The following is a 17377-nucleotide window of genomic DNA, read 5'->3' on the forward strand; positions in this document are numbered from 1 at the left end:
ATAATAATTGACTAACAATATATTTCTTTTATATTTAACGTATTAAAATTGCTATTTATTTAATAAATAATGAATCATTTAAATCAATATAATGCTGATGCAATAGAAGTTTTAGAAGGATTAGATCCAGTTAAACGTAGACCAGGAATGTATACTGATCTAACAAGACCAAACCATTTGGGTCAAGAAGTAATAGATAATAGTGTAGATGAAGCATTAGCTGGATATGCAAAAAATATTGAAGTTATTTTATATAAAGATCAATCATTAGAAATTATTGATGATGGTAGGGGTATGCCTATTGATATACATCCTCAAGAAGGCATACCTGCAATTGAATTAATTTTATGTCGTTTACATGCAGGAGGAAAATTTTCTAATAAAACTTATCAATTTTCAGGAGGATTACATGGTGTAGGTATTTCTGTAGTAAATGCTTTATCTAAAAGAATGGAAGTTAGTATTTTTAGAAATAAAAAAACATATCATATTATTTTTGAAAATGGATGTAAAGTTAAGGATTTAAGTATTATTAATAATAATATTAATTATACGGGAACTAAAATTAGATTTTGGCCTAATGAACATTTTTTTGAACATTCTACTTTTTTAGTATCACATCTAATTAATTTATTAAAGGCAAAAGCAATATTATGTTCAGGGTTAACGGTTAGTTTTAAAAATAAAAATACAAAAGATTATTATTCTTGGCATTATAAATATGGATTATGTGATTATTTAATAAACTCTTCAAAAAATTTTAATTCTATACCTAAAGAACCATTTACAGGTGACTATATTAGTAAAACCAAACATATTAGTTGGGCTTTATTTTGGATAACTAATAGTAATAATACTATTATTACAGAAAGTTATGTAAATTTAATTCCAACAACTAATGGCGGAACTCATGTTAATGGGTTAAGACTTGGACTATTAGATGCCATAAAAAATTTTTGTAACTGTCATAATATTTTACCTAAAAATCTTAAATTATCTGGTGATGATGTTTGGAATGATTGTTCATATGTATTATCTATAAAAATACAAGATCCACAATTTACAGGACAAACTAAAGAACGTCTATCTTCTAGACAATGTACAGTATTTGTATCTCATATAGTAAGAGATGCTTTTATTTTATGGTTAAATAAGAATATTAAGATTGGTATATGTATTGCTGATATGGTAATAGCAAACGCACAAAAACGTATTCGAGAATCTAAAAAAATTATAAAGAAAAAAAATTATATAAGTTCACTTTTACCAGGTAAATTAGCAGATTGTATTATTAAAAATCCTAAAAAAACAGAATTATTTCTAGTAGAAGGAGATTCTGCTGGTGGTTCTGCTAAACAAGCAAGAGATAAAAATTATCAAGCTGTTATGCCTTTAAAAGGTAAAATTTTGAATACATGGGAAATTAATTCTGAAGAAATTTTATGTTCACAAGAAATATATGACATTATATTAGCAATAGGTGTATATCCTAATAATGATAATCTAAAAAAATTAAGATATCATAAAATTTGTATTTTAGCAGATGCAGATTCTGATGGTTTACATATTGCTACTTTATTATGTGCTTTATTTATTAAACATTTTTTCCCATTAGTTACAAATGGTAATATTTATGTTGCTATGCCACCTTTATATCGTATAGATTTGGGTAAACATATTTTTTATGCTTTAGACGAAAATGAGAAATTATTAATTTTAAATAAGTATGCTTCTAAATATAAGCAAGATAGCATTAATGTACAACGTTTTAAAGGTTTAGGAGAAATGAATCCAAAACAATTAAGAGAAACAACATTTAATCCTAATACTAGAAAACTAGTACAATTAGTAATTCATAATAATAATTTAGATATTAAGAAAGCATTATCTATTATGGATATGTTGCTATCTAAAAAAAGATCAGAGGATCGCCGTAAATGGTTACAACAAAAAGGAGATATTACTAATATTTAGTAAAATTTTAATAATAACACTACTAAAATTATAATTTTTAAAATGTAATTAAAATTATTACAATTTTTAATAAACTTATCTATTATAATTATAATAAATTAATCAATCAATAAATCAAAATAAAGTATTTTTTTATAAATTATATACTAAATATATAATGAAAATTTTTTAAACATAATATTATATGAATAATATTACAAATAAGGAATATATGCCATGTCAGATGAAAAATATAATGACGTGGATCCAATTGAAACTAATGATTGGATACAATCTATTAAATATGTTATTAAAGAAGAAGGTATAAATAGAGCAAAATTTTTATTAGATAAAATAAAAAATTATATAAATTATGATGTTAATAGTCGAAATGACTATATTAATACTATATCATTAGTGCAAGAACCAATATATCCAGGTAATATAATTATTGAAAAAAAAATCAGAAATACTATACGTTGGAATGCAATAATGATAGTATTAAGAGCTTATAAAAAAAAATTAGATTTAGGTGGTCATATTTCATCATATCAATCTTCAGCTCATATTTATGAAGTATGTTTTAATCATTTTTTTCAAGCTATAAATAAATATAATCATGGAGATATTATTTATTTTCAAGGACATATATCTCCAGGTATTTATGCAAGATCTTTTTTAGAAAATAGATTAACTGTAAAAAATTTGGATAATTTTCGTCAAGAGATATGCGGCAAAGGATTATCATCTTATCCACATCCTAAACTTATGCCAAATTTCTGGCAATTTCCTACTGTATCTATGGGGTTGGGTCCAATATCAGCTATATATCAAGCTAAATTTTTAAAATATTTGCATAATAGAGAATTACAAGATACGTCTACACGTAAAATTTTTGCATTTTTAGGTGATGGTGAAATGGATGAACCAGAATCTAAAGGGGTAATTAATATTGCAGCAAGAGAAAAATTAGATAATTTAATTTTTATTATTAATTGTAATTTACAAAGACTCGATGGACCAGTATATGGTAATGGTAAAATAATTAATGAATTGGCTTCATTTTTTAATGGTGCAGGATGGTCTGTTATTAAAGTTATTTGGGGCAATCGATGGGAACAATTGATATCTCAAGATAATAGTAAAAAATTAATTCATTTATTTAATGAAACATTAGATGGAGATTTTCAAAATTTTAAATCAAAAAATGGTAATTATATTAGAAAACATTTTTTTGGTAAATATCCAGAAACTTTAAAATTGGTTGAACATTTAACTGATAAAGAAATTGAACAATTAAACTATGGAGGTCATGATTCTAAAAAAATATATGCTGCATTAAATTTGGCTTATAAAACAAAAAATAAACCTACAGTTATTTTAATGCATACTATCAAGGGTTATGGATTAGGAGAAATAGCTGAAGGTAAAAATATTGCGCATCAAATTAAAAATATTGATATTAAAACTTTAAAAAATATACGTGATCGTTTATCACTAAATATTAGTGATAATGATTTATGTAAATTACCTTATATTTCTTTTGCAAAAAAATCTATAGAATATCAATATTTACATGATCAACGTAAAAAATTAGGTGGTTATATACCATATCGTAGAAATCATGTTACGGATAAAATTATTTTACCTAAATTATCAGATTTTAGTGTATTATTTAATACACAACACAATTATATATCCACGACAAAAGCATTTGTGAAAATTTTAGGTTTACTTTTAAGAAACATAAATTTAAAAAATAAAATAGTACCTATTATTGCTGATGAAGCACGCACATTTGGTATGGAAGGATTGTTTAGACAAATTGGCATATATAATTCTAATGGATTAAATTATACACCACAAGATAAAGCATTATTGGCTTACTATAAAGAAGATAAAAAAGGACAAATATTACAAGAAGGTATTAATGAATCTGGTGCTTTTGCCTCTTGGTTAGCTGCAGCAACATCATATTCTACAAATAATTTAATTATGATACCTTTTTATATTTATTATTCTATTTTTGGTTTTCAAAGAATTGGTGATTTTTGTTGGGCAGCAGGTGATCAACAAGCAAGAGGCTTTTTAATAGGTGCTACATCTGGCAGAACTACTCTTAATGGTGAAGGATTACAACATGCAGATGGACATAGTCATATTCAATCTTTAACAGTTCCAAATTGTATTTCTTATGATCCTGCTTATGCATACGAATTAGCAATCATTATATATAATGGTTTACATAGAATGTATGGAGAAAAGCAAGAAAATATATATTTTTATATTACCACTACTAATGAAAATTATAAAATGCCTAATATTATACCTACAGGAGTAGAGTATGGTATATGTAAAGGTATTTACAAATTACGTAATATACCAGGGAAAAAATGTTGTGTACAATTACTTGGTTCTGGTTCTATACTAAAACATGTAATACAAGCAGGAAAAATATTATATCAAGAGTATGATATTAGTTCAGATATTTTTAGCGTAACTTCGTTTACTGAAATTGCACGTAATGGACAAGATTGTGATCGTTGGAATATGTTACATCCTATGAACAAACGTCGTATACCTTATATAACACAAATTATGAAGAATTGTCCTACTATTGCTACTACAGATTATATGAAAATTTTTGCTGAACAAATTAGGAAATATATTCCTACAAATAATTATTTTGTTTTAGGCACAGATGGTTTTGGACGTTCAGATAGTAGACAAAATTTACGTGATTTTTTTGAAATTAGTTTTCCTTATATAACATTAGCAGTACTTAATATTCTATTAGATTTAAATATTATTAATAATAATATTATTATGCATTTTATAAAAAAATATAATATTGATATAAATAAAAATAATCCTCGAAGCTCCTAAAAAGGAATAATATGAATAAAAATATAATACTTCCTGATATAGGCAATGAAGACATGAAGGTTACTGATATTTTAGTTAAAGAAGGAGAATTTATAACTAAAGATCAGAGTATTATTATTGTAGAAAGTGATAAAACTTCTATGGAAATTCCTACTAATTATTCTGGAATAATACAAAAAATTTTAGTATCTGTAGGAGATATAGTACATACAGATAGTTTAATATTAACTATTAAAGATAATAATACTAAAAATACAACACATAAAATACAAGAAGAAAATATTAATAAAATATTTTCTCAAAATATTTTAGTTCCCGATATAGGCACTAAAAGTATGGTAGTAAAACAAATTTTAGTGCAAAAAAATAGTACAATTAATAAAAATCAATCATTAATTATTATATATAACGACAATCATACAATTGAAATTGCATCTTTATATGCTGGATATGTTAAAAAAATAAATATTAAAATTAATGATATCATTCATACAAATGATATTATAATTGTTTTATCTATAAATACTATAAATAATAATATAACTAATAATCAAACATCATTTATTAAAACAAATAATATTATTAAAACAAATACTTTATATAATCAAGAACAATATTTTAATGCAACTCCTATTATAAGAAAAATGGCACGGGAATTTAAAATTGATCTATCAGAAGTTAAGGGTAGTGGTAATAAAAATAGAATTACTAAAGAGGATATTTTAAAGTTTAGTACACAAAAAACAGATATTAATAATGTTAGTGAATTACATGCAAATATCAATAATTATAAACAATATGGTAATATAGAAAAAATATATTTAAATCATATACAAAAAATTACTAGTGTAAATCTTACAAATAACTGGAAAAATATTCCGCATGTTACACAGCATATAGAAGTTGATATTACACAATTAGAAAAATTTCGTGTTGAAAAAAATAAAGAATTTCAAAATACTAATAGTAATGTTAAACTTACATTATTGAGTTTTATTATAAAAATATGTGCATATGCTTTAAAAAAATATCCATATTTTAATTCATCTTTGTTAGATAAAGAAACGTTAATTATTAAAAAGTACTATAATATAGGTATTGCTATTAATACTAAACAAGGTTTAATGGTTCCAGTAATATTTGATGTTCTTAATAAAAGTATTATCGATATTGCGCAAGAAATAATTCTTTTATCACAAAAAGCACAAAAAAAACAACTCATACCAAAAAATATGCAAGGTGGATGTTTTACTATATCTAATCTAGGTGGTATACGTAGTAATTTTTTTACTCCTATAATTAATGCTCCAGAAGTTGCTATTTTAGGTATATCACAGTCTATTATTAAACCTGTATGGGATAGTCAAAAATTTATTCCTAAATTAATGTTGCCATTATCTTTATCTTATGATCATCGAGTAATAAATGGTGTAGATGGAATTATTTTTTTAAATTATATTTGTAATTTAATACATGATATTAGAAATATATTAATGTACAATTAATTATTAAACTTAATTATAGAAACTTTTTATGAATAAACAAATAAATACAGAAGTAGTTGTTATTGGTGGTGGACCAGCAGGATATTCTGCTGCTTTTCGTTGTAGTGATTTAGGTATGAAAACAACAATTATAGAAAAGTATAATAATTTAGGTGGAGTATGTTTAAATGTAGGATGTATTCCGTCTAAATCTTTATTACATATTTCTAATATTATTGAAGAAAATAATATATGTAATAAACAAGGTATTTTTAATAATAAAATTGAATTAAACATACAAAACATATTATTATGGAAAAAGAATATAATAAATAAATTAATTAATGGTCTAAATTTTTTAGCAAAAAAAAGAAATATAAATATTATAAATGGTACGGCAAAATTCATTACAGAAAATATTATAGAAATCAATAATAATAATAATATTAAACAGATTTTTTTTAAAAATGCAATTATTGCTACTGGTTCTAGATCAAATACATTACCAATAATTCCTAATGATAAACGTATATGGAATTCAACAGATGCATTAATGTTAAAAACTATACCTAAAAAAATGTTAATTTTAGGAGCAGGAATTATTGGATTAGAAATGGCTACTATTTATAATACTTTAGGATCTAAAATAGATGTTGTAGAAATATCAAAGGATTTATTACCAGAAATTGATCAAGATATTATTAATGTTTATAAAAAATGTATTCAACAAAAATTTACTGTATTATTAAACACACAAATTATATCTATAGATAACACAAAAGATATATTACAAGTACATATGACTAGTGATAATCAACAATCTATATATTCTAAATCGTATGACATTATTTTAGTAGCTATAGGTAGAATACCAAATTCTAATTATATTAATCAAGATTTTAATAAAATAAAAATGAATCATAAAAACTTTATTTGTGTGGATAATCAAATGAGAACTAATATTCCTAATATATATGCTATTGGTGATGTTATAGGACCTCCTCTTTTAGCACATAAAGGTATGCATGAAGGTCATTTAGCAGCAGAAGTAATTGCTGGTAAAAAACATTATTTTATTCCAAAAATTATACCATCAATAGCATATACTAATCCAGAAATTGGTTGGGTAGGAATAACAGAAAAACAAGCTAAAATAGATAATATAGTATATAAAACATCATGTTTCCCATGGAATGCTTTAGGTAGAGCAATGACAAGTAATGCTGAATATGGTTTAACTAAATTAATTATAGAAAAATGTTCTAATAGAATTATTGGAGGATGTGTTATAGGACCTAATGCAGGAGAATTATTAGGAGAAATTAGTTTAGCTATTGAAATGGGATGTGATATAGAAGATATAGCATTAACAATTCATGCACATCCTACATTATATGAATCAATCGGATTGGCTGCAGAAATATTAACAGGTTCTATTACAGATATTTTAAATATTACTAAATAAATATTATTTATTAATATTTAATGATATATATCAAATGATAATTATTTATTAATTATTATAATAAATTTTATTAATTAAATAGATATTAAAATATATGTTTAATTATAAAAAATTTAATTTAATATTAAATAATATTAATATTCCTGTTTTTAAAAAACAAAAATTTTATCTTAAAACATATTTTGATAAAATATCAAATAATTATATTGATATTTCACAAGTCATTAATTCTGCCATAATCGATTGCCATAATAATGGTGGTGGTACAGTTATTATTCCTGATGGAGAGTTTTATTGTGGGCCTATACATCTTAAAAGTAATGTAAATTTATTTTTATGTGCAAATACTATTATAAAATTTTTTACTGATCCTAAAAAATATTTTAATGTTTTAACTAGATGGGAAGGTATAGATTGTATTAATTATACTCCTTTAATTTATGCATATAATCAAACAAATATAGCTATTACAGGATATGGAACATTAGATGGACAAGCTAGTTTATATAATTGGTGGTCTTGGAAAAAAAATATTGATAATACAACTTTACAAGATAAAGATGTAAAATTATTAATTCACATGATGGAAAATAATATTCCAATTAATAAAAGAATTTTTGGATATAATCATTTTCTTAGACCTAATTTTATACAATTATATTTATGTTCTAATATTTTAATTACAGGAATAACTATTATTAATTCTCCTATGTGGGAAATACATCCATTATTAAGTAATAATATTTACATCAATAATGTGACTATTAATAGTATAGGTCCTAATAATGACGGTTGCAATCCAGAATCTTGTAGTAATGTTTTAATTGATAATTGTTATTTTAATACAGGAGATGATTGTATTGCTATTAAATCAGGTAAAAATAGTGATGGTAGAAAAATTAATATAGCTTCAAAAAATATTATTATACAAAATTGTTTAATGAATAAAGGACATGGGGCAATTGTTTTAGGTAGTGAATGTACTGGTGGAATAAATAATATTTTTATAAGAAATTGCAAAACCATTGGTGAACAATTACAATCTTTTTTAAGAATTAAAAATAATGCTGTACGTGGTGGTATTATAAATAATATATATATAACAGATATTAATATTCAATGTATTAAATCTAGTTTTTTAAATATTAATTTATTATATGATGAAGGACAAAATGGAACATATTTACCAAAAATATATAATATATATATAAATAATATTTATATAAACTTATGTTACAGAGTTATAGATATAAATTCTTTTATACATTCATTTATTAATAATATTTTTTTGCAAAATAGTATTTTTAAAAATATTAAATATCCTTCTAAAATTCAGATTTTTAATAAAGATAATTTAATTAATTTTAATAATGTAAAATTTTTATAATTATAATAATATATCTTGTATAATATTATAATATATTTTGTATAAAACATAGATATCATTAATATTAACACATTCGTTAATTTTATGTATAGTAGAATTTTTTAATCCTAATTCTACTATTTGTGCTTTTGTTTTTATAATAAATCGTCCATCAGAAGTTCCGCCATCATTAATTAATGATGGAGTAATTTTATTAATTAATTTAATATTATGTTTAACTATATTTACTAAATTTCTTTTATTATAATGATTAATGTCATTATATGTACTTATAAAAGGTTTACCAGATAAAAACCAATCTAAATCATAAGTAGTAATATATTTTTTAATAATATTATTAATTTTATCTATTATATAAGAATAATGTATATTATGTGTATAACGAAAATTTATTTGTATGTTAATATTATTAGGAATAATATTAGTATTATTTTGTATAGCAGAAATAATATTAGTAATTTGCATACTAGTATTAGGTAAAAATAAATTATTTTTTTCCCATATAATATTTAGTAATTCTTGTAAAAATGGTATAGTAATATGTATAGGATTAATAGCAAGTTTATGATATGCTACATGTCCTTGTACACCATTAATTTTTAAAAAAATATTTAAAGAACCTCTCCTGCCATTTTTAATATTATCACCTATAATTTTATAGCTAGTTGGTTCTCCTAATATACAGTAATCAATAATTTCTTTTTGAGATATTAATTTTTTTATAACTTTTATTGTACCATCTTCTGCTGTTCCTTCTTCATCAGAAGTAATTAAAAATGCTATTTTACCATGATAAACTTTATTTGTTAGGATAAATAATTTAGCTGCAAATATCATTGCAGCTAAAGCACCTTTCATATCACATGCACCACGACCATATAAAATATTATTATTAATAGTTGCTTTAAATGGATGATATTTCCATGATGTTATATTACCTGGAGTAACAACATCTGTATGTCCTGCAAAAACTAATGTTGGTGTAATATTTTTAATATAATTACAACTATGATATGCCCAAAAATTTTTGGTATTATTGATATTAATAATATCAATAAAAAAACCTAATTGTTTTAAAAATTTTATTAATAATGTTTGACACCCAGCATCATTAGGACTAATAGAAGGACATTGAATAATTTTTTGTGTAAATGATATAATTTCTTTTAACATATATTTTAAGTTTTATTAAATGTTAACGTTATTTTTTATGAAATTCATATTTCATAAAAAATAATTAACATAGTTTATTTAATAAAGATAATTGCCAAACTTCTTCAATTTTATTAACTGGATAAATTTTTAAATCAGTAACAATATTTTTAGGTATATCTTCTAAATCTCTTTTATTTTGATATGGTATTAACACAATATTTATTCCACCTCTATGAGCTGCTAATAATTTCTCTTTTAACCCACCTATAGGTAATATTTGACCTCGTAAAGTAATTTCACCAGTCATAGCAATATTAGCTTTTACAGGATTATTACTTAAACTTGATGCTAAAGCCGTACAAACAGCTATTCCTGCGCTAGGACCATCTTTAGGAGTAGCACCTTCAGGTACATGTACATGAATATCAATTTCTTTATAAAAATTATTATTAATACCTAATAATAAAGTATGTGCTCTAACTACTGTTAAAGCAGCTTGTATAGACTCTTGCATTACTTTTCCCAAAGAACCTGTATATGTTAGTTTCCCTTTGCCAGGTATACATGAAGTTTCAATAGTTAATAAATCACCACCAACTTCTGTCCAAGCCAAACCAATAACTTGCCCTATACAATTTATATTTTCGGCTTTTCCATAATCAAATTTTTTTACGCCCAAAAATTTTTTTAAATTTGTTTTGTTAATTTCTATACTAGTAATATTATTATTACTAACTAAAATTTTTTTTACAGCTTTTCTACATAAAGAAGCTAATTCTCTTTCTAAGTTTCTAACACCTGATTCTCTTGTATAATATCTAATTATATCAATAATTGCATCTTTTTTAATATTTAATTCTGTAAATTTTAGTGCATTACGATAAAATTGTTTAGGTAATAAATATTTTTGTGCAATATTTAATTTTTCATCTTCAGTATATCCAGATAATTTAATTACTTCCATTCGATCTAATAATGGTAATGGAATATTTGTAATAGAATTAGATGTAGCAACAAACATAACATCAGAAAGATCATAATCTACTTCTAGATAATGATCATTAAAAGAAATATTTTGTTCAGGATCTAATACTTCTAATAACGCAGCAGCAGGATCTCCTCTCATATCATATGAAATTTTGTCAATTTCATCTAATAAAAGTAATGGATTTTTTACTCCTGTTTTTATGATTTTTTGAATAATTTTGCCCGGCATAGATCCTATATATGTACGTCTATGTCCTCTAATTTCTCCTTCATCACGGATACCACCTAATGCCATTCTTATAAATTTTCTTCCAGTTGTTCTTGCAATAGATTTACCTAATGAAGTTTTTCCAACTCCTGGAGGACCTACTAAACATAAAATTGGCCCTTTTATTTTATTAGACCTATTTTGTACAGCTAAATATTCTAAAATACGTTCTTTAACATATTCTAATCCAAAATGATCTTGATCTAATGTTATTTTAGCAGTAAATAAATTTTTTTTTAATCTACTTTTTTTATACCATGGTATTTGTATCATCCATTCTATATAACTTCTTACAACAGTAGCTTCTGCCGATATTGCAGACATCATTTTTAATTTTTGTAATTCTGATATTGTTTTTTCTAAAGCTTCTTTTGACATTTTAGCTGAATCTATTTTTTTTCTTAAAATTTCATTTTCATCAGGATAAATATCCATATCACCTAATTCTTTTTGTATGGCTTTTATTTGTTCATTTAAATAGTATTCTCTTTGACTTTTTTCCATCTGTTTTTTTACTCTATTACGAATTTTTTTTTCAACTTGTAATAGATCTATTTCAGATTCTATAATAGCCATTAAATACTCTAATCTTTCACTGATATTAAACATTTCTAATATTAATTGTTTATCTGATAATTTTAAAGGCATATGAGAAGCTATAGTATCAGCTAATTTATCTATACTATTAATATTTTTTAAAGATGATAATACTTCAGGCGGAATTTTATTATTTAGTTTAATATAACTCTCAAATTGATTAATTGCAGTACGCATTAATACTATCTTTTCTTTTTCTACTAACTTAGGAGAATCAATATAATAAATTTTAGCTGTAAAATATTTACCATTATCTAATAATGTATCAATTTTAGCTCTTTGCAATCCTTTGACTAAAATTTTTAATGTACCATCTGGTAATTTTAACATTTGTAAAATTAATGTAATTGTGCCAATAGAAAATAAATCATTTAAATCAGGATTATCTTTTAAAGCATCTTTTTGTGCAACTAACATAACTTTTTTATTATTATTCATTACTGCTTCTAAACATTGAATAGATTTTTTTCTACCAATAAATAAAGGAATTACCATATGAGGATATACTACCACATCACGTAATGGTAACACAGGTATTACAATACGTTCTGGCTGATTAACATCCATAAAACCCTCTCTTTATTGTATAATAATTTTATATTATAAAATATAATTAATAATATAAAAAATATATTATATAATGATATTTATGTTTTATATTTTATAATAGGTTCTGATAAGTTTTTTATAACATTAGCAGTAATTATAACTTTATTTACATTTAATAATGATGGAATATCATACATTATATTTAATAAAGTTTTTTCCATAATAGTTTTTAATCCTCTAGCACCTATATTTAATTTTATAGCACTATTTACTATTTCTTGAATAGCTAATTCTTCAAATTCTAAGCTAATATTTTCATATTGAAATAATGTTTGATATTGTTTAATAAGAGCATTATAAGGTTCTAATAAAACTTTTTTCAATCCATTTTTATTTAATGACGTTAATGTAACAATTACAGGCAAACGACCAATAAATTCAGGAATTAAACCAAATTTAATTAAATCATTAGATGTAACACTATCTATATAATTAATAAATTTTTCTGATTTTTTATTATATTGTCCTTTATTTATATTAAATCCTATAGACGTATATGAATCATTAGAACGTGAACTAATTATTTTATCTAAACCATAAAAAGAACCAGCACATATAAATAATATATTTTTTGTATCTACTTGTATACATTCTTGTTGTGGATGTTTTCTACCTCCTTGAGGTGGTACAGATGCAATAGTACCTTCTATTAACTTTAATAAAGCCTGTTGAACACCTTCTCCAGATACATCACGTGTTAAAGATACATTATCAGATTTTTTAGCAATCTTATCTATTTCATCAATATAAATAATACCTTTTTGCGTTTTTTCAATATTAAAATTTGCATTTTGCAATAATTTTTGTATAATATTTTCTACATCTTCTCCAACATATCCTGCTTCTGTCAATGTTGTAGCATCAACAATAGCAAATGGAACATCTAAAAAACGTGCTAATGTTTTAGCTAACAATGTTTTTCCACTGCCTGTAGGACCTATTAATAAAACATTATTTTTTTCAATTTCTATCTTATTGTGTTTTTTAATATCAGAAAGTTGCAATCTCTTATAATGATTATATACAGCTACTGATAATATTTTTTTTGCTAATTCTTGTTCAATAACATATTTATTTAGATATTGAAAAATTTTATGTGGTGTTAATGCTTTATTAAAAATAATATTATTATTAATATTATTTTTATAAATAATATTATTACATAATATAATACATTTATCACAAATATAAGCTTTATTTCCTGATACTAATTTATTAACTTCATTTTGAAATTTACCACAAAAGGAGCAACATAATAGATTATTTAAATCATCCTTTTTATTTATCATGTAAAAAAACCTCATTTATATAAATAATTTTATTTTACAAATTAGTACGATCATAAACAATTTATTCACGATGATAAATAATATTATCTACTAAACCATATTGCATTGCTTCCGTAGCAGATAAAAATCTATCTCTATCTGTATCTTTTTCAATAGTTTTTAAATTTTGTCCAGTATGTAAAGATAATAATTTATTTATATGTTTTTTAATTCTTAAAATTTCTTGAGTATGAATTTCTATATCAGTAGCTTGTCCTCTATAACCACCTATAGGTTGATGAATCATAACACGTGAATTAGGAAGACAAAAACGTTTATTTTTTTTACCAGATGCTAATATAAAAGCAGCCATAGAACATGCTTGTCCAATACAAATTGTGCTAATATCTGGTTTAACAAATTGCATAGTATCATATATAGACATTCCTGATGTAATAATTCCACCAGGGCTATTTATATAAAGATATATGTCTTTAATATTACTTTCTGATTCTAAAAATAATATTTGTGCTATAATAATATTAGCCATATTATCTTCAATAGTTCCTGTTAAAAAAATAATACGTTCTTTTAATAATCTAGAAAAAATATCATAAGATCTTTCACCCTTAGAATGTTGTTCAATAACCATAGGAACTAAATTAAGATAATTTGATATTACTTTATTATTTTGATTATCATATAACATGCTCAATCCTATTTTTATATTATAAAAAATTTATATATAAAAAATATTTTTTATTACTTATATATTAGAAAAATTAAATTTTATTTTTTTTATTTTCATATTTTTTATTATATTATTTATAATTTGATATTCTAATGTATGAATAGATATTAGTTGTAATAAATATTTATTTTTAAAAATATTATTTATATATTTTTTATTAATATTATGATTAATATAATTTACATAAGTAATTTCTTCAGTAATCATATCTAATATTAGATTCATATTAGATTTAATATTCATTTTTATAATTATTTGATTAATAAAAATTTTAAATATAATATATTCTTTTATATTTTTTAACAATAGTTTTTGATATAAAATATTTGTTAATATACAATATTCATTGTATTCTTTATGTAATTTTAATTGTATTAATGTATTATTAGATATTGTAATATTATTAAAATTTTTTAAAAAAATTTTAATAAAATTATGTAAAATAGCATTACGTATAATTTTTTTTTTAATTAATTCTAATTGTTTAATAGTATTATTATATAATATTTTATATGTAAAATGATTATTTACATTATATATATCTTTAGATATATATACTTCTTTTTTAATTTCAATTTTTTTAATATGAATAATAAAATTTTGTTTTGTATTTAATATATTTTTATTAGGATAATTATTCAATACAATCTTATTTAAATAAAATTCTTCATTATGTTTTTTATTTATTAATGCTATTTCTAAATCTTGAATAATATAATTTTCTTTATCTAAAACAATTTTTTTATTTTTAAGGACAAGATTGTTTTTATTATTTAAATATATATCTATTGTTACTCTATCATTTATACTAATTACATAATTATTACTAGATATTAACCATGTAATATTTTTTATATAATTTTGTTTTATAATATTTTTTATATCTTGTTCTTGAATATTAATATCAGGTATTTCAATTACCATATTATTTAATTGTTGTATATCAAACTCATGACATTGATAATAACAAACATTAAATGTTAAATTATATCCATATTTATATAGTTTATAATAAAATTTTGGTTGACCTATAATATTAATTTTTTTTTCATATATAAATTTATAAAACATATCATTCATTAATTTATATAATACTTTTTTATAAGTATCTTTTACAAATAATTTAGTTATTAAACTTAAAGGTGCTTTACCTTTGCGAAAACCTTTAATATTCTTATTTTGGGATATAATTAGCAATTCTTTTTGAATATGATCCATAATTATTTTTGATATAATAGTCATATTCATTTCTTTACTATATATTGGTATGAAATTCATCATCTTGTATCCTTCTATAAAAAATATAATACTAATAAAATATATAATATATTATTATTTTAATTAAAATTGTTTTTTTTATTCCATTCAGATATAGAATATGTATTTAAAGATATTGAATGTATTTGTTTTAAAATATTATTTTCTAATATTTGATATATTAATTGATGTCGTTTTAATAAATTTTGATTATCAAATTGTTTGCAAACAATAATAATTTGTATATGTGTAATAATATTATTTTTTGGATTATGACTTGTATTATTAATTTTTAAATATATAGGTTTTAATTTAGTTTGCAATATTTCTTTGATTTTTTGAATAGTCATTTGTATATAATTCCTATATAATAAATATATAATTTATATATTTATTTTATGCAGAGTATATTTAATTATAAAATATTTTGAATGAAGTATTATTAAAATAAATTATTAAATTAATTTGACTTCTGAGATAATAATAATTGTAATATATGTGAATGAGCTACTAAAATATTTTTAGAATATTTATAATTATAATGTCCTATAAAATCCGTTAGTAGACCACCTGATTCTTTAATTAGTAATTCGCCAGCAATAAAATAATAAAAATCTGTAATATTATTATTTATATAACAGTTAATTTTATTAGATGATACATATGCTAAATCTAAAGCAATAGAACCACTAACACGTAATGACACTAAATATTGATGTAATATATTTATAAAATTTATATTATTTTTACTGTAAAAAATATAATCTGGATTTAAACCTAATAAAAAATTATTATCTTTTTTATGTGAAAATTTTGTACAACGTATTTTATACCCATTTAATTGAGTATTTTGGCCTCTTATAGCAGTAAATAAATCATTTCTTAATGGATCATAAACTAATGATACTTCTGTTTTTCCATGAATACAGATAGCTATAGATATAGCAAAATGAGGTAATTTTTTAATAAAATTAACTATGCCATCTAATGGATTAATAATCCATGTGGTTTTTTTATATTTTAAAATTAATAATTCTTTTTTATTAGATACAATAATATTTTTAGAATATATATCATTTAATGATTTAATTGTAATTTTATTAATTAAACGTAACATTTTAATAATAATAAAATTATAATTTTCTGTATGATTAAGATATTTTTTTTGTATTTCATAATATTGTAAAACTATATCTCCTATTTGTCGTACTATACGTATGGCAACATTAAGCATGGGACGCATATTAGTTTTCTCACAAATTAATTTACATATAATTTATTATTCAATAATAAATTATATATTTTTTATA

The 17377-nt window shown here is 22.0% G+C and carries 12 protein-coding genes; 5 read left to right on the top strand and 7 right to left on the bottom strand.

Annotated elements, in window-relative coordinates; all coding sequences use genetic code 11:
* Positions 1-69 precede the first annotated feature (69 nt).
* From parE to GJT85_RS01070, 5 genes are all read left to right on the top strand, one after another.
* Entirely contained in the window at positions 70-1974 is a 1905-nt protein-coding gene (gene parE / locus GJT85_RS01050) for a DNA topoisomerase IV subunit B (protein WP_208754377.1), read from the top strand.
* Between the two features lie 216 nt (positions 1975-2190).
* On the top strand, positions 2191-4839 hold the full coding sequence (gene aceE, locus GJT85_RS01055) for a pyruvate dehydrogenase (acetyl-transferring), homodimeric type (RefSeq protein WP_208754378.1): 2649 nt from the start codon (positions 2191-2193) through the stop codon (positions 4837-4839).
* A gap of 11 nt (positions 4840-4850) precedes the next feature.
* Positions 4851-6344, top strand: a complete 1494-nt coding sequence (locus GJT85_RS01060) for a 2-oxo acid dehydrogenase subunit E2 (protein ID WP_208754379.1) — start codon at positions 4851-4853, stop codon at positions 6342-6344.
* Positions 6345-6372: 28 nt separating this feature from the next.
* The gene (lpdA, locus tag GJT85_RS01065) at positions 6373-7788 is read left to right on the top strand and encodes a dihydrolipoyl dehydrogenase (RefSeq protein WP_208754380.1); all 1416 of its coding nucleotides are present in this window, start codon (positions 6373-6375) and stop codon (positions 7786-7788) included.
* A gap of 94 nt (positions 7789-7882) precedes the next feature.
* Positions 7883-9175, top strand: a complete 1293-nt coding sequence (locus GJT85_RS01070; protein WP_208754381.1) for a glycoside hydrolase family 28 protein — start codon at positions 7883-7885, stop codon at positions 9173-9175.
* Here GJT85_RS01070 and dapE read toward each other — a convergent pair whose 3' ends face one another.
* From dapE to GJT85_RS01105, 7 genes are all read right to left on the bottom strand, one after another.
* Positions 9176-10348 carry a succinyl-diaminopimelate desuccinylase gene (dapE, locus tag GJT85_RS01075; protein WP_208754382.1) on the bottom strand — a complete coding sequence of 391 codons (1173 nt, stop codon included), beginning with the start codon at positions 10346-10348 and terminating at the stop codon, positions 9176-9178.
* A gap of 64 nt (positions 10349-10412) precedes the next feature.
* Positions 10413-12749 (bottom strand): endopeptidase La, encoded by a 2337-nt coding sequence (gene lon / locus GJT85_RS01080; protein ID WP_208754383.1) that lies wholly within the window; start codon positions 12747-12749, stop codon positions 10413-10415.
* Positions 12750-12829: 80 nt separating this feature from the next.
* On the bottom strand, positions 12830-14080 hold the full coding sequence (gene clpX, locus GJT85_RS01085) for an ATP-dependent Clp protease ATP-binding subunit ClpX (RefSeq protein WP_208754384.1): 1251 nt from the start codon (positions 14078-14080) through the stop codon (positions 12830-12832).
* A gap of 61 nt (positions 14081-14141) precedes the next feature.
* Positions 14142-14768: an ATP-dependent Clp endopeptidase proteolytic subunit ClpP gene (gene clpP / locus GJT85_RS01090; RefSeq protein WP_208754385.1), complete on the bottom strand. Its 627-nt coding sequence runs from the start codon at positions 14766-14768 to the stop codon at positions 14142-14144.
* Between the two features lie 57 nt (positions 14769-14825).
* Positions 14826-16088, bottom strand: coding sequence for a trigger factor (locus GJT85_RS01095; RefSeq protein WP_208754386.1), 1263 nt, complete (start codon positions 16086-16088; stop codon positions 14826-14828).
* Between the two features lie 59 nt (positions 16089-16147).
* On the bottom strand, positions 16148-16417 hold the full coding sequence (locus GJT85_RS01100) for a BolA family protein (protein ID WP_208754387.1): 270 nt from the start codon (positions 16415-16417) through the stop codon (positions 16148-16150).
* 110 nt (positions 16418-16527) lie between these two features.
* Positions 16528-17310 (bottom strand): inositol monophosphatase family protein, encoded by a 783-nt coding sequence (locus GJT85_RS01105; RefSeq protein WP_208754388.1) that lies wholly within the window; start codon positions 17308-17310, stop codon positions 16528-16530.
* Positions 17311-17377 lie beyond the last annotated feature (67 nt).

It is taken from the genome of Enterobacteriaceae endosymbiont of Neohaemonia nigricornis (genome assembly GCF_012571795.1).
Lineage (GTDB): Bacteria > Pseudomonadota > Gammaproteobacteria > Enterobacterales > Enterobacteriaceae.

Excerpts from the sequence above, each read along its gene's own strand:
- GJT85_RS01105 (WP_208754388.1), bottom strand. The coding sequence starts at position 17,310 with ATGCGTCCCATGCTTAATGTTGCCATACGTATAGTACGACAAATAGGA.
- GJT85_RS01095 (WP_208754386.1), bottom strand. The coding sequence starts at position 16,088 with ATGAATTTCATACCAATATATAGTAAAGAAATGAATATGACTATTATA.
- lpdA (WP_208754380.1), top strand. The coding sequence starts at position 6,373 with ATGAATAAACAAATAAATACAGAAGTAGTTGTTATTGGTGGTGGACCA.
- GJT85_RS01060 (WP_208754379.1), top strand. The coding sequence starts at position 4,851 with ATGAATAAAAATATAATACTTCCTGATATAGGCAATGAAGACATGAAG.
- dapE (WP_208754382.1), bottom strand. The coding sequence starts at position 10,348 with ATGTTAAAAGAAATTATATCATTTACACAAAAAATTATTCAATGTCCT.
- clpP (WP_208754385.1), bottom strand. The coding sequence starts at position 14,768 with ATGTTATATGATAATCAAAATAATAAAGTAATATCAAATTATCTTAAT.
- parE (WP_208754377.1), top strand. The coding sequence starts at position 70 with ATGAATCATTTAAATCAATATAATGCTGATGCAATAGAAGTTTTAGAA.
- GJT85_RS01070 (WP_208754381.1), top strand. The coding sequence starts at position 7,883 with ATGTTTAATTATAAAAAATTTAATTTAATATTAAATAATATTAATATT.
- aceE (WP_208754378.1), top strand. The coding sequence starts at position 2,191 with ATGTCAGATGAAAAATATAATGACGTGGATCCAATTGAAACTAATGAT.
- GJT85_RS01100 (WP_208754387.1), bottom strand. The coding sequence starts at position 16,417 with ATGACTATTCAAAAAATCAAAGAAATATTGCAAACTAAATTAAAACCT.
- clpX (WP_208754384.1), bottom strand. The coding sequence starts at position 14,080 with ATGATAAATAAAAAGGATGATTTAAATAATCTATTATGTTGCTCCTTT.
- lon (WP_208754383.1), bottom strand. The coding sequence starts at position 12,749 with ATGGATGTTAATCAGCCAGAACGTATTGTAATACCTGTGTTACCATTA.